The sequence below is a fragment of the Pseudomonas versuta genome, from assembly GCF_001294575.1.
Classification (GTDB): domain Bacteria; phylum Pseudomonadota; class Gammaproteobacteria; order Pseudomonadales; family Pseudomonadaceae; genus Aquipseudomonas; species Aquipseudomonas versuta.
In genome coordinates, this window is the sequence record NZ_CP012676.1 from 1476983 (window position 1) to 1495316 (window position 18334).

The window sequence follows — 18334 nt, forward strand, 5'->3', positions numbered from 1 at the left end:
GGGCCTCAGTTGACGTTGGCGATCGGAGAGCGGGCGGATGGCACCGCAACCACGCGCTGGACAAAAATCCCCGGGGTGATGATGTGTTCGGGGTCCAGTTCGCCCAGCTCGACGATCCGGTTGACCTGCGCAATGGCCGTGGTCGCCGCCATGGCCATGATCGGTCCAAAATTGCGCGCGGCTTTACGGTAGGTCAGGTTGCCCCAACGATCACCTTTTTCGGCTTTGATCAGGGCAATGTCTGCGCGCAACGGCATTTCCAGTACAAAGTTGCGGCCCTCGATTACCCGGGTTTCCTTGCCCTCGGCCAACAATGTGCCGTACCCGGTCGGCGTATAGAACGCACCGATTCCCGAGCCGGCCGCCCGGATGCGTTCGGCCAGGTTGCCCTGGGGCACCACCTCCAGCTGCACTTTTCCAGCCCGGTACAGTTCGTCAAACACATAGGAGTCGGACTGGCGCGGGAACGAGCAAATGACCTTGGCGACACGCCCGGCCTTGAGCAGTGCAGCCAGGCCGATTTCACCGTTGCCGGCGTTGTTGCTGATGATGGTGAGGTCGCGAGCGCCCGATGCAATCACACCGTCCACCAGTTCCGAGGGCATGCCGGCGGTGCCGAAGCCCCCCACCATGATGATCGAGCCATCGGCAATGCCATCCACTGCGGCAGCGATGGATTCGAAGGTTTTGTTGATCAAGGCGTGCTCCTGATTTTAGGTTGAATGAACAGATCAATGTGCTGGCCGACCGTTCGTGCAACGGTCCGGCATGTGCATAGGGTGCCAAACATCGAACCCGAGAGGGCGACGCCACATGCGATGTCGTGCGATTAACGAACGCTTGGTGAAATTGCCCTCTGTGCACCTGCGCCCTGAGGCGCGATCTGTTGCCCGCACCCGATAACGCACGCCCTCACTGTGTACAGCTAGGCCACCGTGGCGTTTTGCACAAAGCGGATAACGGTCTGCACGCAACGGATATTGCCGCACGCACAGGTCGGTGACACTGCCACAACCACATAACAACAATGGAGTCTCAGGCCATGTCCATAGGCGTCGAGTACCTCAATTCCTTGCTCGAAGAAAACCGCGATGAAGGCCTCTACCGCTGCAAGCGTGAGATGTTTACCGACCCCCGCCTGTTCGACCTCGAAATGAAGCACATTTTCGAAGGCAACTGGCTGTACCTCGCGCATGAGAGCCAGATCCCGCAGAAAAACGATTACATCACCCTGCAAATGGGCCGCCAGCCGGTGTTTATTGCGCGTAACAAGGACGGGGTACTCAACGCCTTCCTCAACGCCTGCAGTCACCGCGGAGCGATGCTGTGCCGGCACAAAAGCGGCAACAAGTCGTCCTATACCTGCCCGTTCCACGGCTGGACGTTCAACAACTCGGGCAAGCTGCTCAAGGTCAAGGATCCTGGCAACGCAGGTTATCCCGCCAGCTTCAACTGCGAAGGCTCCCATGACCTGACCAAAGTCGCCCGCTTTGAGTCGTACCGTGGTTTTCTGTTCGGCAGTCTGAATGCCGATGTGGTGCCGCTGGCCGAACATCTGGGTGAGTCGGCAAAGATCATCGACATGATCGTCGATCAGTCCCCCGATGGCCTGGAAGTCCTGCGCGGCTCCTCCAGCTACATCTATGAGGGCAACTGGAAACTGACCGCCGAAAACGGTGCCGACGGTTACCACGTCAGTTCGGTGCACTGGAACTATGCCGCCACCCAGAACCAGCGCAAGGAGCGCCAGTGCGGTGATACCAACCCGACCATGAGTGCCGGTGGCTGGGCTAAAAGTGGCGGCGGCTTCTACTCGTTCGACAAAGGTCACATGCTGCTCTGGACGCGCTGGGCGAACCCGCAGGACCGACCGTTGTACGAGCGCCGTGATGAGCTGGTCAATGACTTCGGTCAGGCCCGCGCCGACTGGATGATCGGTAATTCGCGCAATCTGTGCCTGTATCCCAACGTCTATTTGATGGACCAGTTCAGCTCGCAGATCCGGATTGCCCGGCCGATCTCGGTCAACCAGACCGAGATCACCATCTACTGCATCGCCCCGGTGGGCGAGAGCGCAGAAGCCCGTTCGCGGCGCATTCGCCAGTACGAGGACTTCTTCAACGTCAGCGGCATGGCCACCCCCGATGACCTGGAGGAATTCCGCTCCTGCCAGATGGGTTATCAAGGCAGCGCTACGGCCTGGAACGATATGTCGCGTGGTGCCGAACACTGGGTCGAAGGGCCGGATGAAGCGGCGCTGGAGATTGATTTGCAGCCGTTGCTCAGCGGCGTGCGCACCGAAGACGAAGGGTTGTTTGTGGAGCAGCACAAGTACTGGAAAGACACCATGTTGCAAGCCGTGGCCACTGAACAGGCAGGAAAAATTCCTGCGTGGGAGGTCCAATGAGCCTGTCATACGATACCGTGCGCGATTTTCTGTTCCGCGAAGCCCGGTACCTGGACGACAAACAGTGGGACCAGTGGCTGGAACTCTACGCCGCCGATGCGACGTTCTGGATGCCGTCCTGGGATGACGATGACGAGTTGACCGAAGACCCGCAAAGCGAAATCTCGCTGATCTGGTACGGCAGCCGGGAAGGTCTGGAAGACCGTATTTTCCGGATCAAGACCGAGCGTTCCAGTGCCAGCATCCCGGACACCCGCACCTCCCATAACTTGAGCAATATCGAGATCATCGAGCAGCGCGGCGACCAGTGCGTAGTGCGCTTCAACTGGCACACCCTGAGCTTTCGCTACAAGACGGTCGACAGCTATTTCGGCAGCAGTTTCTACACCCTCGATACCCGCGGCGAGCAGCCGTTGATCAAGGCCAAGAAAGTCGTGCTGAAAAACGATTATGTCCGCCAGGTCATCGATATTTACCACCTGTAAATCGGGCTGCATTCCAGCGCCCGCCCAGTATGCGGGGGGAGTGCAGTCATGCGAGGTATGCCATGAGCCACAAGATTGCCCTGAATTTTGAAGACGGCGTGACCCGTTTTATCGACGCCAACGCCAGTGAAACCGTTGCCGACGCGGCGTACCGCCAAGGGATAAACATTCCCCTGGACTGCCGCGACGGCGCCTGCGGTACCTGCAAATGCTTCGCCGAATCCGGTGAATATGATCTGGGCGAGGAATACATCGACGATGCCCTGACCGCTGAAGAGGCTGGCGAAGGTTTTGTCCTGACCTGCCAGATGCGCGCCAAGGGTGACTGCGTGGTGCATATCCCGACGTCTTCTGAGGTTTGCAAGACCGGCCAGTCCTCCTATGAAGGTGCCATCCAGGAAGTGCGTCGCCTGTCCGACAGCACCCTGTCGTTGTCGATTCAGGGGCAGGGGCTGGCTGACCTGACGTTCCTGCCGGGTCAGTACGTAAACCTGAATGTGCCGGGCAGTGATCAGACCCGTGCCTATTCTTTCAGCTCGGTACAGAAGGACGGGCGTGTCAGCTTCCTGATTCGCAATGTACCCGGCGGCCTGATGAGCCACTTTCTCACCGAGCTGGCCAAGGTCGGCGACACCATGAGCCTGGCCGGTCCACTGGGCAGCTTTTACCTGCGCCCGATCAAGCGGCCCTTGCTGTTGTTGGCCGGCGGTACCGGTCTGGCGCCGTTTACGGCGATGCTTGAGACCATCGCGCAAAAGGGCAGTGATCATCCTCTGCACCTGATTTATGGCGTGACCAACGATTTTGATCTGGTGGAAATCGACCGTTTGAAAGCGCTGGCGGCGAGCATTCCCAATTTCACCTTCAGTGCCTGCGTGGCCAACCCGCAGAGCGAGTGGCCGCAAAAGGGCTATGTCACCCAGCACATTGCCCCTGAGCATTTGAATGGCGGTGATGTGGATATTTATCTGTGCGGACCGCCGCCTATGGTTGAAGCCGTGAGCCAGTACATCCGCGAGCAGGGCATTTCCCCTGCCAACTTCTACTACGAAAAATTCGCCGCCAGCGCTGCTTGAACACGCGGCTACGATAAAGGTCTGGAGATCATCATGAGCATGAGATTCAACGATAAAGTCGCGTTGGTCACCGGCGCGGCGCAAGGCATAGGCCGCGGGGTTGTGGAGCGCTTGCTGCTGGAAGGGGCCAGGGTCGTTGCGGTCGATCGCAGCGAACTGGTGCATGAACTGGCACCCGAAGTGTTGGCGCTGACCGCAGACCTGGAACGCTATGAAGATTGCCAGCGGGTGGTTGCCCGGGCCGTCGAGCACTTCGGCAGGCTGGATATCCTGATCAACAACGTCGGCGGCACTATCTGGGCCAAACCCTTTGAACATTATCTGCCTGCGGAGATCGAGGCGGAGGTGCGTCGTTCGCTGTTCCCGACCCTTTGGTGCTGTCACAGCGCGCTGCCGCATATGCTGGAACAAGGCAGCGGGGTGATCGTCAATGTGTCCTCCATCGCCACGCGCGGGGTCAACCGTGCGCCCTATGGCGCAGCCAAGGGCGGGGTGAACGCCCTCACGGCCTGCCTGGCATTTGAAACCGCCGGGCGTGGTGTGCGCGTCAATGCCACTGCCCCCGGGGGCACTGATGCACCGCCGCGCCGGATACCGCGCAACAGCGCTGCCGCCACCGAGCAAGAGCAGCAGTGGTACGCGCAGATCGTCGAGCAGACCAAGGACAGCAGCTTGATGAAACGCTACGGATCGATCGACGAACAGGTAGGGGCCATTCTGTTCCTGGCGTCCGATGACGCGTCCTATATCACCGGCGTTACCTTGCCCGTAGGCGGTGGCGACCTGGGCTGAGCCCGATACACAGTGGTACCCGAAACATAGGCGCCCCATAACAACAAGAGAATAAAAGCGATGGGAACTCTGGATGTTCACGCAATTGTCGACAATGCCCGGTTTGGCCGATTCCACTGGATGGTCATGCTGTGGTGCGCTCTGCTGCTGATTTTTGATGGTTATGACCTGTTCATCTACGGCGTAGTACTGACGGTGATCATGCGGGAGTGGGGGGACGCCACTACAGGCCGGGGCGCTGGGCAGTTATGCCTTGTTCGGCATGATGTTCGGGGCACTGGTGTTCGGCAGCTTTGCTGTCAGCACCAGGCGGCGCGCGTTTCCCGCGGCGTTGCCTGCTCAGGCCTGAGTGCGGCGTGACAGGCCCGGGCAAAATAAATCAATAAAAGAGGTAGTCAGAATGACCGTGAAAATTTCCCAGACCCCCGAGCTCCAGGCCTTTTTCAAGGAGGTCAGCGGTGCGAACAGCGATCAGGGCAGCCCGCGGGCCAAACAGTTGCTGCTGCGTCTGGTCAATGAGGTGGCGCGCATCGTCGAAGACCTGGAGGTGACGGACGATGAGTTCTGGGCTGCGGTGGATTATCTCAATCGCCTGGGTGCCCGCAACGAGGCAGGGCTGTTGGTCGCAGGTCTTGGCATCGAGCATTTTCTCGATCTGTTGCAAGACGCCAGGGACGCCGATGCGGGATACGTGGGCGGAACCCCGCGCACCATTGAAGGCCCGCTGTACGTGGCCGGGGCACCGCTCAGTCAGGGCGAGGCGAGGCTTGACGATGGCAGTGAAGAGGGGGGTGCGACGGCACTGTTTCTGGAAGGTGTGGTGCGCGATACCGACGGTAACCCGGTCCCGGGGGCGATTGTCGATCTCTGGCATGCCAACACCCGGGGTACCTATTCGTACTTCGACTCCAGCCAGTCGGAGTACAACCTGCGCCGACGCATTGTCACCGATGCCGAGGGCCGCTATCGCGCGCGTTCCATCGTGCCGTCCGGCTACGGCTGCAACCCGGCCGGCCCGACCCAGGAGTGTCTGGACCTGCTCGGACGCCACGGCCAGCGGCCGGCGCATATCCACTACTTCATCTCGGCTGCGGGCTACCGGCACTTGACCACCCAGATCAATCTGTCAGGGGACAAGTACCTGTGGGATGACTTTGCTTTCGCGACCCGCGACGGCCTGGTGGGTCAGGTGGTGTTTGTCGACGACCAGGCGGCTGCCCGCGCCCGGGGAGTGGACGGCCGTCATGCAGCGCTTGAGTTCGACTTTCAGTTGCAGCCGGCTGCCAGTCAGGCAGGCGAGCAGCGCAGCCAGCGCCCGCGGGTATTGCAGGAAAGCTGAGGCCACGCCAAATGTTTTACCCGGCCGGGTGAGGGTGCGCCGGCACTCAAATCCCGGCGACGTTGAGGTACACATGCCAACTCTGTTTCGCGACCTGTCATTGTCGGCTGTGATTGCCGGGTTCATCGCTACATTGATTTCCTACGCGGGCCCGCTGGTCATCATTTTCCATGCGGCTGAACAGGCGCACCTGTCAGCCATTGAGCTGTCGTCCTGGGTATGGGCGATTTCCATCGGTTCTGCCGTGCTCGGTGCCTTCCTGTCCCTCAAGTACAGGGTTCCGGTGGTGGTGGCCTGGTCGATTCCGGGTTCCGCGCTGCTGGTAACGGCGCTGCCCGAGATCGGCCTGAATCAGGCCGTGGGTGCCTACCTGGTGGCGAACCTGTTGCTGTGGGTGATCGGCTATAGCGCAGTGTTCGATAAATTGCTGGCCCATTTGCCGGGGTCGATTGCTGCAGGGATGCAGGCCGGCATTCTGTTCAGCTTCGGTATTCAAACCTTTCGCTCGGCACCCGAGGCGCCGGTGATGATCGGCGCGATGTTTGTGACCTACATCGGTTTTCGCAAGTTGTGGCCGCGCTATGCGGTGGCGGCTGTGCTGGTGGTGGGGGCGGGCATTGCCCTGGTCAGCGGTGAATTTCGCCGCGAAGCCCTGGTGTTTGCGTGGGCGACCCCGCAATGGATCGTGCCCGAGTTCAGTCTGTCCGCCACCTTGAGTCTGGCGTTGCCAATGCTGCTGGTGGCCCTGACCGGGCAGTTCATGCCCGGGATAGCCGTCTTGCGCGGCGCGGGCTATACCACGCCTGCCAGCCCGATGATCACAGCCAGTGCGCTGGTCGGAGCACTACTGGCCCCTTTCGGCTGTCACGGGCTCAACCTTGCCGCCGTGACAGCCAGCCTGTGTACCGGGCGTGAAGCCCATGAGAATCCCCGGCGCCGTTACGTCGCAGCGCTGTCGGGCAGTTTGCTGTACCTGTTGCTGGGTATGGCCGGGGCCACGGTGGTGTCGGTATTCGCAGCCTTTCCCCACGCGTTGATCGCGGGCCTGGCCGGTCTGGCGCTGTATGGCGCGATCAATGATGCGCTGGTGCGCAGCGTGTCTGATGCCAAGGACCGTGATGCCGGCCTGTTCACATTTCTGGTGACCGTGTCGGGGGTTTCTTTTCTGGGCTTGTCAGCACCGTTCTGGGGCTTGCTGCTGGGGTTGACGGTGCATGTAGTGATGCTCAAGCGTCGCCCGGTCAGTGTGTGCGCAACATCGACCGAGGGTTAGCCCTTGCGTTTTTTGCAGCGCATCCGGGCTGTCCGAATACCTTACAGGTATGGTGCCTAACCTTATTTGTATTGGTATTGCAACGGATCGTGGTCGAGAATCGCAAGGCCTGCCTGTACCTGTCACAGTTGTACTGCGCCTGATTGATAAAAATAATATAAGAGTGACCGCCATGAATATGCCCCTGCTAAGCGAGCGCAGTGAGGTGTTCAAGAACGCCGACCCGCATGCCGTATCCGGCTATGTGAATCAGCATGTCGGCAGCCATTGTATTCACCTGCCGCGCAAAGCCAGTGCCCAGGCGCAACTGAACCACCGCAAGTTTGCCAGCCTGGACCTTTGCCGGATCAGCTACGGCTCCAGTGTGCGTGTGGTATCCGATGCGCTGGAGGACATCTTCCACTTGCAGGTTCTGCTGCGCGGCGACTGCCTGTGGCGTAGCCCCACCGGAGTGCACCATCTGGTGCCCGGGGAGCTGCTGCTGATCAACCCCGATGATCCGGTAGACCTGACGTATTCCCATGACTGCGAAAAATTCATTCTGAAAGTGCCGACCAGGCTGCTGGAGTCGATCTGCCAGGAGCAGCGCTGGCTTTATCCGCGCGAAGGCATCCGTTTTCTGCAACAGCGCTATGCGCTGGATCAACTGCAAGCGTTTGTACCGTTACTGGCCACCATCTGCACCGAGGCCGAGGACGGTGCTGCACTGGCCCGGGTCCAGGAGCACTACGCGCATATAGTCGCCAGCAAGATGTTGACCCTGATGCGCAATAACGTGCGGCGCGAACACCTGGCCTGTTCCAGCAGCACCTTCGAGCGTCTGCTGGATTACATTACTTGCAACCTTCAGCACGACATCAGTGTCCAGAGCCTGGCCGATCAGGCGCAGCTGAGTGTGCGCTCGTTGTACGCCCTGTTCGAGAAGCACATGTGCACGACCCCGCAACGTTTTATCCGTGAGCAGAAGCTGTCACGGATCCAGGCGTGCCTGGCCGATCCCAGCTGCAACGTGCGCAATGTTACCGAACTGGCCCTTGATTATGGTTTTGTCCACTTGGGGCGATTTGCCGAACAATATCGCAAGCAATTCACCGAGTTGCCTTCCGACACCTTGAAGCGCCGCGCGCAACGGATGGCCATCGGTTGAGGCCGGGGCTGGACTGAAAGCCCGGCGCCCGGACAGTGCTTGAAACGCTGCCCGCGCTCTGGACGTTCGCGGCCTGGTGGATCCATCATCCCGAGCCCATGATTGATGGCGCTGACTCACTTCAGGCATTGTGCCCCGGCGCTGGCGACCTGGGCGTCATGCTCGGCCTTGACCCCCGATACGCCGACTGCGCCGATCACCTGGCCGTCAACAATGATTGGCACGCCGCCTTCCAGCGAGGTCAGCAGTGGCGCCGACAGAAAGGCATGGCGACCCCCATTGACCATGTCCTCATAACCCTTTGATTCACGGCGGCCTAAAGCTGAAGTGCGGGCCTTTTCCATGGCGATATAGGCGCTGATCGGGGCACAGCCGTCGAGACGCTCGAGGGCCAGCGGATGGCCGCCGTCGTCGACGATGGCGATGCTTACCGCCCACTGATTGTTCCGCGCTTCTGTGCGTGCAGCGCCAAGGATCTGACTGACTTCGGTCTGGCTCAATACGGCTTTGGTTTTCATGGGGCTCTCCAATGGGCGCTGTTGGTTCGGTTAAATCAGGGCCTCTTCGACCAGTTCGATCCAGTGCCTGACCGGGGTGCGACCGGCGCCGTCGAGGTGGATCTGGCAGCCGATGTTGGCGGTGACGATAAGTTGCGGCTGGCCGCTTTCCAGAGCATTGAGCCGGTTGTCGCGCAGTTGGCGCGATAGCTCGGGCTGGGTCAGCGACCAGGTGCCCGCCGAGCCGCAGCACAAATGGCTGTCCGGGACCGGCGTGAGGTTGAAGCCCAGACGGTTCAGCAAGGCTTCTACCGCGCCGCCAAGTTTTTGGGCGTGCTGCAGGGTACAGGGGCAATGGAAGGCGATGCGCGTTGCAGCGTTGACCTTGAATTGCTCAAGGGGCTCGTCACGCAGCACCTCCACCAGATCCCTGGCCAGGGCACTGACCCGGCCAGCCCTCAAGGCATAGGCCGGATCGTGGCTTAGCAGATGCCCGTAATCCTTGATGAAGGCGCCACAACCGCTGGCTGTCTGCACGATGGCTTCGGCCCCGTTTTCGATGCTCGGCCACCAGGCGTCGATATTGCGTCGGGCGCGATTGAGGCCGGCCTCCTGGGCATCCAGGTGATAGTCCACGGCACCGCAGCAGCCGGCCTGGCTGACCGGTATCACGCCGATTTGCAGGCGGTCCAGTACCCGCGCCGTGGCCGCATTGGTGTTGGGCGACAGGCTCGGCTGCACGCAACCTTCGAGTATCAGTACCTGTCGCGGATGCCGCGCCGTCGTTCGTTCCCCGGCAGGACGCACGTTGCGCGGCAACTTGGCCTGGAGCGCTTCGGGCAACAGGGCGCGCAAGCGTTCGCCGGTGTTGATCAGACGCTTGAACAGTCCGGGGTTCGGCACGACTGCGCGCAGGCTCTGGCGCAGCAAGCGCTGGCCCGCAGGGCGCGGCACGGCGGCGTCGACCACCGCGCGGCCGATATCCAGCAGGTTGTGGTAATCGACCCCGGACGGGCAGGTGGTTTCACAGTTGCGACAAGACAGGCAGCGGTCCAGGTGCAGTTGCGTCTTCGCCGTGGGTGCATGGCCTTCGAGTACTTGCTTGATCAGGTAAATCCGCCCGCGCGGGCCGTCCAGTTCGTCGCCGAGCAATTGATAGGTGGGGCAGGTGGCGTTGCAGAAGCCGCAATGCACGCAGCTGCGCAGAATGCTTTCGGCCTCTGCTGCGCGGGGCAGAAGTCTGGCCTGTTCACTCAAGAGGGTCTGCATGGTTCAAAGCTCCGCGTACATACGGCCCGGGTTGAAGATCCCTTGCGGGTCCAGTTGCGCCTTGAGCTGGCGGTGATAGCGCAGCAGCGCAGCGGGCAAGGGTTGAAAGGGGCTGTCGATGAGGCCGTGGCTATAACAGGTGGCATGGCCGCCCACCGTTCGGGCCAGGGCGCGAATGACCTCTGCATCGGCGTCGGATTTGAGCCAGCGCTGGGCGCCGGACCAATCGATCAACTGCTCGCCGGGCAGGTCGAGCACGCCCGTATTATTGGGCACTGAAAGGCGCCACAGCGGCTGGCCGACGTCGAAAAAGGCCAGTTGCTGTTCATTCAGTTCGGCCCAGAAGCCGGGGTCGAGCGCTTCGCCGCCGAGACGGTCATGGGCCCCGGTCACCGAGCCTTCGCCACCTTCCAGGCGCAAATGCAAACGCTGGCCGTCATGGCAGGCGGCGCTGATGGGCAGCGGCTGCTGGCCCCATTGGGCGAGATTGCTCAATGCCCGGGCGCGGTCCATCTCCAGGGAAATGCTCAAACAGCGACGGGGCACTGGCAGCACCTTCAATGACACTTCCGTCAGCAGCCCAAGGCAGCCGTAACTGCCTGCCAGCAAGCGCGACAGATCGTAACCGGCGACATTCTTCATCACTTCGCCGCCAAAGCGCAGGTGCTTGCCCAGACCGCTGATTACCCGGGTACCGAGCACGAAGTCGCGCACTGAACCGGACCAGGGCCGACGCGGGCCGGACAGCCCGGCCGCGACCATGCCGCCGACTGTTGCTGCCGGGCTGAAGGAGGGTGGCTCGCAGGGCAGCATTTGCCCGGCTGCGGCCAGGGTTGCGGACAATTCAGCCAGCGGGGTGCCGGCGCGGGCGGTGATCACCAGCTCGGTGGGGTCGTAACTGACGATGCCACGGTGCCCCCGGGTGTCGAGGACTTCCCCGGCCACCGCACGCCCGAGAAAGGCCTTGCTGTTGGACCCCTGGATCAGCAGCGGGGTGGCATTGGCCAGCGCCCGGTTGACCTGCTCCAGCAGCGCCTGGCTGTCATCGACATTGTGTTCAGTCTCCATTAAAAACGCTCCAGTTCAGGGAAGGGCAACTGGCCCATGTGCACATGCATGGCTCCGAACTCGGCGCAGCGATGCAGGGTAGGGATATTTTTGCCGGGGTTGAGCAGCCCGCCCGGGTCGAATGCGGCCTTGACCCCATGGAACAGGGTCAACTCATCGCTGTTGAACTGGGCACACATCTGGTTGATTTTTTCGCGCCCGACCCCGTGTTCGCCGGTGATGCTGCCACCCACCTTGACGCACAGCTCGAGGATCTTGCCGCCCAGGGCTTCGGCGCGGTCCAGTTCGCCGGGCTGATTGGCATCGAACAGAATCAGCGGGTGCATGTTGCCGTCACCGGCGTGAAACACGTTGGCGACCCGCAGCCCGTATTCGTCGGCCAACTCGGCGATCCTCTTGAGCACGCCGGGTAACGCGCGGCGGGGGATGGTGCCGTCCATGCAGTAATAGTCCGGCGACAACCGGCCCACGGCCGGAAAGGCGTTTTTGCGTCCGGCCCAGAAGCGCACCCGTTCGGCCTCGTCCCGGGCCTGGCGTACTTCGGTAGCACCGGCCAGTTCCAGGACCCGCCGCACCCGTACGCAATCGTCATGCACATCGGCTTCGACGCCGTCCAGCTCGCACAACAGAATGGCCTCGGCGTCTACCGGGTAGCCGGCATGAATGAAATCCTCAGCGGCTCGGATCGCCAGGTTGTCCATCATCTCAAGGCCGCCGGGAATGATGCCCTCGGCAATGATGTCGGCCACTGCACGCCCGGCTTTTTCCACGCAGTCGAAAGCTGCCAGCAGTACTTTGGCAACTTGCGGTTTGGGCAGCAGTTTGACCGTGACCTCAGTGATGATCCCGAGCATGCCTTCGGAGCCGGTGAAGAGCGCCAGCAGGTCGAAACCCGGTGAGTCGAGGGCATCCGAACCCAGGGTCAGGTGTTCTCCCTCGACGGTCAGAATCTCGACCTTGAGCAGGTTGTGCACGGTCAGTCCGTATTTCAGGCAATGCACGCCACCGGCGTTCTCGGCCACATTGCCGCCGATGGAGCAGGCGATCTGGGAAGAAGGGTCCGGCGCGTAATACAAACCAAAAGGGGCGGCCGCCTGGGAGATTGCCAGGTTGCGCACACCGGGCTGAACCCGTGCGCTGCGGGCGGCAGGGTCGATATGCAGAATGCGGTTCAAGCGCGCCATCACCAGTAGCACGCCTTTCTCCAGCGGCAATGCCCCCCCGGAAAGCCCGGTACCGGCACCCCGTGCGACCACCGGCACCCGGCGTTCATGGCAGAGTTGGAGCAGGCCTTGTACCTGTTCGAGGGTGCTGGGTAACGCCACCAGCATCGGTGTGGTGCGGTAGGCCGACAGGCCGTCGCACTCGTAAGGCTTCAGATCTTCTTCCTGATGGAGGATGTCCAGATCGGGCAAGCGTTGTTGCAGAGCCTGTAGCAGCGAACCTTTATCGACGGCAGGCAGATAACCGTCAACGCGTTCGTCGTAGAGAATATTCATCGGCGACCAAGGACCCCAGGTTGTTTTTATTAGAGGTCTGTTCACGGGAACAGTTGCCTTCATCATTGGCTCCAGGGGGCCTGCTGTCCATGTGTTGTGCGTCGGGGGTAGCGGTTTTTTAAAATTCGAATTTAATAGTCATATTATTCAGCCGGTTGCTGATTTCGCCCGGCCGCCTCAAGGAACGCGCTCAGCAAGGGATGGGGCCGGTTTGTCCGCGAGCCTTGTTCCGGGTGGCCCCAGCTGCGGGGCGAATTCGCTTGGCAAATGCAGCAGCTCGCCTTGCTGGCGATGGGCAACGACAGCAGCCATGGCGCCGAACAGGGCCGGCTCGTCGGTGGTGTGGGTCACTATGGTCAAAGGGATATGCCGCTCCGTCAAAGGGTTGATCGCCGAGGCTGGGGGCCGTTATTTCGAGTAAAGACTGTTGCTGTCGGTGAAACCCTTGATCTCTATCGGGTTGCCCGAGGGGTCGAGAAAGAACATCGTTGCCTGCTCGCCCGGTTCACCTACGAAGCGTCTGGTCGGCGCCAGCACGAACTCGATGGCGCGAGACTGCAGGTGTTCGGCCAGGGCTTGCCAGTCGGGCATTGGTAGAATGATCCCCAGGTGCGGCATGGGCACCCAGTGGTCGCCGACCTTGCCGGTGTTGGTCACGGTAAATGGCTCTCCCAAGTGCAACGACAACTGGTGCCCGTAGAAGCTCACATCCAGCCAGGTGTCGGTACTGCGCCCCTCTTCACATCCGAGCAGGTCGCAGTAGAAATATCGTGCCTGCTTGAGGTCGCGAACGTGGTAAGCCAAATGAAACAGTGCCTGCATGGGGGGTCTCCTCGGTGATCAATGCCGATTGCCAGCTGCCGCCAGAGTGTTGCTTTTGGTTCGATAGAGATAGCATGTAATTTTATCTGTATTCGAAAGGGATTCTTATGGATAGCCGTTACCTCAAGAGCCTGATCATGGTCATCGATTGTGGCTCTATCGCCGATGCGGCGCGCAGCGAGGGGCTAACGGCTGCAGCAGTCAGCCAGCGGATACAGGCGCTGGAGCGTCAGCTCGGATTTGCCCTGTTGTCGCGTGCCGGTCATGCGGCCATGCCCAATCCGGCGTGCCTGGCGCTGTTACCACGGGCACGGCGGATCGTCCGGGAGGTGAGCTTGCTGGCCGGTGATGCCGATCTGGACGGTCTGACCGGTACCCTGCGAATCGGTGCGATTTCGACCATGCTCACGGGGCTCCTGCCCAGAGCCTTGCTAGAATTGACCCGGCTGGCCCCGGGTATCAAGCCCGCGATTGAGCCAGGTACTTCCCGTTCGCTGTACCAGGCACTGCAAGCCGATGAACTGGACGCCGCGATCCTGGTGGCTCCGCCGTTCGAATTGCCAAAGTTATTGCGCAGCGTGTCGCTGCATAGCGAAAGCCTGGTGCTGCTGTCGCGGCATCCGCCAGCCGGCAGCATCGCCCGGGCGCTGCAAACTCAGGCGTACATCCGCTATGACCCCAGTTCATGGGGCGGGCGCCACGCCGAGCGCTACCTGAACGATACCGGCCTGGCGCCGACCTCACTGTTCGACCTGGACGGGCTTGAGGCCATTGCCATGTTGGTGGCCGACGACGTAGGGGTGAGCCTGGTGCCGTCGTGGTCCGGGCTGGATAGTCTGAGTGACAATTTCACCTTGACCCCGGTCGGGACGGGTTATGACCGGGAGATCGTGCTGGTCACGCGGGTACAGACCGAACGCCCGCAAATGATCGCTGCGCTGGTGCAGGCACTTACCCCGCGTATCGTCGGGTAAATGCTCTATAAACAGCAGTGCGCCTGGCGGGTTGAGCGGTTTTCAGGAAGCCGTGTCAAGCAGTGAGCGGCGATGGTGCAGCAAGGGAGCTTGCTCGATTCTGGTGTCGCCCGGGGAATAAATCCCGCAGCCGGCGTCCCGGTTCACTGGCTGAAGATTTCCATTTTCTTTTTCGGCATGCGTGAGAGGCGAATCTTGGCCCATCTGTTTTCACTTTTGACATGCCCGGTGTCACCGCATACGAGATACAAGGTTGCCTTGTAGCAGGAGGTGATGCGGGAGCAATGATGACGGCGAAGTTTTCGGTAAGCCCAGATCCACCCATGATGAGTCGTTTTATACATACTGCTCTCTACGTGACTTAGTGAATATGCACGAATGCCTTAACGACATTCCTGCTGGCCACGCACAGTAAAGGGGAACGATGTATTGGTATGTAAGACAAGTCTTAAAATGTAAGAGTTGGATGTTTTTAAGGCGCGGTACGGATATTAATCGGCAACACTCAGCACGGTGTAATGCGACATTAACCAGCGGTTATAAAACATCTGTATTTTCGGGTCGGCTGGCATTATTGAAGTCCCGGTTTATTAATAAAGCGGATACTACTTGCGCCGTTGCGCCAAGTTGCTAAAACGGCGGGTAGAGGGGGGTTAAAGTGGCGATCGAGTGTAACAACTGTCGATCGCTAAAAGGTTGATTTGTTTAAGCCGCGAGCCTGGTGTCGCGGTGGCCGGGCGGTCCGGGCACTGACAGTGCAGGCCCGGTGTTTTTGTATCAGGCGCCGGCGCCGAGGAACGGCAGCAACAGGTACAACTTGATCACAATGACGTTGATGATGTCGATGAAGAACGCCCCCACCATTGGCACAACCAGGAACGCGAGTTGCGAAGGTCCGTAGCGCTGTGTCACCGCTTGCATGTTGGCGATGGCGGTAGGTGTGGCACCCAGTCCGAAACCACAATGGCCTGCCGCCAGTACTGCGGCATCGTAGTTGCTGCCCATGACCCTGAAGGTCACGAAAATGGCATACAGGGCCATGACCAGGGTCTGTGCCAACAGCAGGATGAAAATAGGCAACGCCAGGGCGGCCAGATCCCAGAGTTTGAGCGACATCAAGGCGATGGCCAGGAACAGCGACAGGCTGACGTTGCCCAGGACCGAGACTTCACGCTCGAACACTTGATACAGACCCAGCGCCGAAAGGCCGTTGCGCAATATCACGCCCACGAACAACACGCAGACGAAGGTCGGTAGCTCTAATGCGGTACCCAGCAGCAGGCCACTGAGCAGGGAACCTGCCAGCAGGCTGACGGAGATCAGCGCCAGGGTTTCGATAAACGAAAACGGGGTTATCGAACGTTCTTCGTTGGGTTGCTCAAAGCCCTTTGGCAACTGCACCTCTTCATGGCCAAGACCGGGGGTCTTGACGCGCTTGATCAGCAGGCGCGCAACCGGGCCGCCAATCAGGCCACCCAGCACCAGACCGAAGGTTGCAGAGGCCATGGCCAGTTCCGAAGCAGAAGCCAGGCCGTATTTTTCACTGAATGTCGCACCCCATGCAGCCCCGGTACCGTGGCCGCCGGACAAGGTCACGGAGCCGGTCAGCAGGCCCATCAGGGGGTCGAGCCCCAAAGCCGTTGCGAGGCCGATCCCCATGGCGTTCTGGACGATCAGAAGTCCTCCCACCACCAGCAGGAAAATGCCTACAACGCGTCCGCCTTTTTTCAGGCTGGCGAAATCGGCATTCAGGCCGATCGTGGCGAAAAAAGCCAACATCAGGGGCATCTGCAACGACGTATCAAATTGCACTTTAATGTCGAACAGACGCAGGACCAGAAGTAACAGAGCAACCACCAGGCCGCCTGCAACGGGTTCGGGAATATTGTAGGTACGCAAAAATCCGACACGAGACACGAGTCCGCGTCCCAGTAACAGCACCAAAGAGGCAGCCACAAGCGTTCCATAAAAATCAAGCTGAAACATCGAGGCATTCCTATTATTCGTTCACAAGCAGACAGTCCCTGGCCATGCTTGCAGAGCGGACTGAGTGGCCTCAGCCCTGATTGATATAGAGATTCAAGCCGCCATCACTGGCCTGCCTGGTAAATTGAAGCGCGCGATAATAGTGGAGTGAGACTAGTTGTGACTTAACTTAAGTCAAACAAAATGTTTCCATGAGGAAAATGTAGTTTGTCCCTAAGCAAAATCAATAACCACGCATCGGATTTAATACCCGTAAATGGAGGCGGTTACAGTCGTTGCAACGCCTGAGGTGGTCGTGTCTAAAACAGGGTATTAACTGGCCCCCGGCTGGGGGCCATATTCGAGAAGTGAGGGTGTTTGAAGTTAGTGGCTATATATTTAAAGCGTATTTTTAGGAGGTGTCTTATGTGCAAATTATAAAAAATCAGGATGCCGGTACCTGATGGCGGTGCTTTAAACGACGCTTTACAAACACCGCAATGAAAATCAATCCCAACGCCAAAAAACTCAAGAACAGGGTATTGAACCAGGGGAAGGGTTCAGCGCGGCTGTTGGTGGACTCAATCGCAGTGATATTCGGGAACACCGACAGTATTTTGATGCGCCACCCGTAATATCGGATCAGTGCCAGTTGCTCTGGATCACGGGAGTAACCCTGGGCCTTGGCCTGGATGTCGGCCGAGTCGAACTTGAAGTACCAGGGGAAAGACCAGCCCGTGTCCTCGTTGCGATAGACCATGACATTTTTGGTATCAGGGCTCTCGGTATTAATGAAATACACATCACGGGTCGGGCCATCCGCCGGGTTTTCAGCATTGATGACGCCATTGTGGTCGACCCGTTTGACTTCAACCCCCGTGACCATCACCACATCGTGTTGCGGTAAAAAGTAGAACAGCCCCAATGCGACAGCGCCCACTGCCAGCAGTGCTGTACCCAGAATTATTCCCTTGAGCCACTTCATGCAATAACCCTGTACATAGTGTTGATTCTCGATTGCCGTTGATTAAATGCAGTGCGCCATGAACCCTGTTTGATCGGCCTTTGTAGAGGCCGGCAAAGACTGTGAACGATCCTGCAGGAAAACTGAGTGATTAAACCCGGATTTGCGCCGGCTCTTATCGCAGTCTGCGGCATCGACTACAAGTTCGGCGCATAGCTCCTACATAATTTGTTTCAGTTTACCTGGTATCGAGCGCGTTTCCGGACGGGCCCTCATGGGGTTATCGGCGCCACGCCAGCAGCACCACACCGGCGGTGATCAGACTAATACCCGCCCATTGTCGCAGATCGAGCTTTTCGCCCAGCAGGGTCACGCCCAGTACCGCCACAATCACCACGCTGAGTTTGTCCACGGGCGCGACCAGGGATGCCTGGCCCAGTTGCAGGGCGCGGTAATAGCAGAGCCAGGAAGCTCCCGTGGCCAGGCCGGACAGCACTAAAAACACATAGCTGCGGGTCGAGATTGAGCCCAGTGACTGATATTGGCCGGTGGCATACACGATCAACCCCAGGCTCACCAGGACCACGATGGTCCGGATAAACGTAGCGAAGTCGGAATTGATCCCGGTGATGCCGATTTTTCCAAAAATGGCGGTCATGGCGGCGAACACCGCAGAGAGCAGTGCCCAGAAGGTCCAGGATGAAAAGAAAGACGAGCCCATCGGGTCAGCCTGTGTGAGGGAAGGAGGAAGGCTGAG

18 protein-coding genes and 1 pseudogene are annotated in these 18334 nt (G+C 59.8%); 9 read left to right on the forward strand and 10 right to left on the reverse strand.

Features of this window, described 5'->3' with window-relative positions; genetic code table 11:
• Nucleotides 1–5 precede the first annotated feature (5 nt).
• Nucleotides 6–698, reverse strand: coding sequence for a 3-oxoacid CoA-transferase subunit A (locus tag AOC04_RS06635; RefSeq protein ID WP_060691713.1), 693 nt, complete (start codon nt 696–698; stop codon nt 6–8).
• Between the two features lie 344 nt (nt 699–1042).
• On the opposite strand from AOC04_RS06635, the gene benA reads away from it, so the two are divergent.
• From benA to AOC04_RS06675, 8 genes and pseudogenes are all read left to right on the forward strand, one after another.
• Nucleotides 1043–2407: a benzoate 1,2-dioxygenase large subunit gene (gene benA / locus AOC04_RS06640; RefSeq protein WP_060691715.1), complete on the forward strand. Its 1365-nt coding sequence runs from the start codon at nt 1043–1045 to the stop codon at nt 2405–2407.
• A complete protein-coding gene (benB, locus tag AOC04_RS06645) occupies nt 2404–2892 on the forward strand; it encodes a benzoate 1,2-dioxygenase small subunit (RefSeq protein WP_060691717.1) in 489 nt (162 codons plus the stop codon). Before benA ends, benB begins: the two co-directional genes overlap by 4 nt.
• Nucleotides 2893–2954: 62 nt before the next feature.
• Nucleotides 2955–3968: a benzoate 1,2-dioxygenase electron transfer component BenC gene (gene benC / locus AOC04_RS06650; RefSeq protein ID WP_060691720.1), complete on the forward strand. Its 1014-nt coding sequence runs from the start codon at nt 2955–2957 to the stop codon at nt 3966–3968.
• 33 nt (nt 3969–4001) lie between these two features.
• Nucleotides 4002–4760, forward strand: coding sequence for a 1,6-dihydroxycyclohexa-2,4-diene-1-carboxylate dehydrogenase (locus AOC04_RS06655; RefSeq protein ID WP_060691722.1), 759 nt, complete (start codon nt 4002–4004; stop codon nt 4758–4760).
• Nucleotides 4761–4820: 60 nt separating this feature from the next.
• Nucleotides 4821–5058 (forward strand): annotated as a pseudogene (locus AOC04_RS06660) (aromatic acid/H+ symport family MFS transporter); the annotation flags it as partial.
• 102 nt (nt 5059–5160) lie between these two features.
• Entirely contained in the window at nt 5161–6099 is a 939-nt protein-coding gene (gene catA, locus AOC04_RS06665) for a catechol 1,2-dioxygenase (protein ID WP_060691725.1), read from the forward strand.
• A 73-nt stretch (nt 6100–6172) separates the two neighbouring features.
• Nucleotides 6173–7372: a benzoate/H(+) symporter BenE family transporter gene (locus tag AOC04_RS06670; protein WP_060691727.1), complete on the forward strand. Its 1200-nt coding sequence runs from the start codon at nt 6173–6175 to the stop codon at nt 7370–7372.
• Between the two features lie 172 nt (nt 7373–7544).
• Nucleotides 7545–8519 carry an AraC family transcriptional regulator gene (locus AOC04_RS06675; protein ID WP_060691729.1) on the forward strand — a complete coding sequence of 325 codons (975 nt, stop codon included), beginning with the start codon at nt 7545–7547 and terminating at the stop codon, nt 8517–8519.
• A gap of 116 nt (nt 8520–8635) precedes the next feature.
• Here AOC04_RS06675 and AOC04_RS06680 read toward each other — a convergent pair whose 3' ends face one another.
• From AOC04_RS06680 to AOC04_RS06700, 6 genes are all read right to left on the reverse strand, one after another.
• A complete protein-coding gene (locus AOC04_RS06680; RefSeq protein WP_060691731.1) occupies nt 8636–9037 on the reverse strand; it encodes a heme-binding protein in 402 nt (133 codons plus the stop codon).
• A 30-nt stretch (nt 9038–9067) separates the two neighbouring features.
• The gene (gene glcF / locus AOC04_RS06685; protein WP_060691735.1) at nt 9068–10285 is read right to left on the reverse strand and encodes a glycolate oxidase subunit GlcF; all 1218 of its coding nucleotides are present in this window, start codon (nt 10283–10285) and stop codon (nt 9068–9070) included.
• 3 nt (nt 10286–10288) lie between these two features.
• Nucleotides 10289–11353: a glycolate oxidase subunit GlcE gene (glcE, locus tag AOC04_RS06690; RefSeq protein WP_060691737.1), complete on the reverse strand. Its 1065-nt coding sequence runs from the start codon at nt 11351–11353 to the stop codon at nt 10289–10291.
• Nucleotides 11353–12852: a glycolate oxidase subunit GlcD gene (gene glcD / locus AOC04_RS06695; RefSeq protein ID WP_060691740.1), complete on the reverse strand. Its 1500-nt coding sequence runs from the start codon at nt 12850–12852 to the stop codon at nt 11353–11355. The genes glcE and glcD overlap by 1 nt, the downstream gene beginning before the upstream one ends.
• Before the next feature lie 177 nt (nt 12853–13029).
• Nucleotides 13030–13212: a hypothetical protein gene (locus AOC04_RS23745; RefSeq protein ID WP_073508758.1), complete on the reverse strand. Its 183-nt coding sequence runs from the start codon at nt 13210–13212 to the stop codon at nt 13030–13032.
• A 48-nt stretch (nt 13213–13260) separates the two neighbouring features.
• On the reverse strand, nt 13261–13674 hold the full coding sequence (locus AOC04_RS06700; RefSeq protein WP_060691742.1) for a VOC family protein: 414 nt from the start codon (nt 13672–13674) through the stop codon (nt 13261–13263).
• Between the two features lie 107 nt (nt 13675–13781).
• Between AOC04_RS06700 and AOC04_RS06705 the strand changes: the two genes are divergently transcribed.
• Nucleotides 13782–14648, forward strand: coding sequence for a LysR family transcriptional regulator (locus tag AOC04_RS06705; RefSeq protein ID WP_060691745.1), 867 nt, complete (start codon nt 13782–13784; stop codon nt 14646–14648).
• 777 nt (nt 14649–15425) lie between these two features.
• Here the strand turns inward: AOC04_RS06705 and gltS are convergent.
• The 3 genes from gltS to AOC04_RS06720 all read right to left on the reverse strand — a co-directional run bounded on the left by gltS (nt 15426) and on the right by AOC04_RS06720 (nt 18298).
• Complete coding sequence (gltS, locus tag AOC04_RS06710; RefSeq protein ID WP_060691748.1) at nt 15426–16634, reverse strand: sodium/glutamate symporter; 1209 nt, start codon at nt 16632–16634, stop codon at nt 15426–15428.
• A 424-nt stretch (nt 16635–17058) separates the two neighbouring features.
• Nucleotides 17059–17598 (reverse strand): DUF1523 family protein, encoded by a 540-nt coding sequence (locus tag AOC04_RS06715; protein WP_060691750.1) that lies wholly within the window; start codon nt 17596–17598, stop codon nt 17059–17061.
• A 259-nt stretch (nt 17599–17857) separates the two neighbouring features.
• Nucleotides 17858–18298 (reverse strand): EamA family transporter, encoded by a 441-nt coding sequence (locus AOC04_RS06720; protein ID WP_060691752.1) that lies wholly within the window; start codon nt 18296–18298, stop codon nt 17858–17860.
• Nucleotides 18299–18334 lie beyond the last annotated feature (36 nt).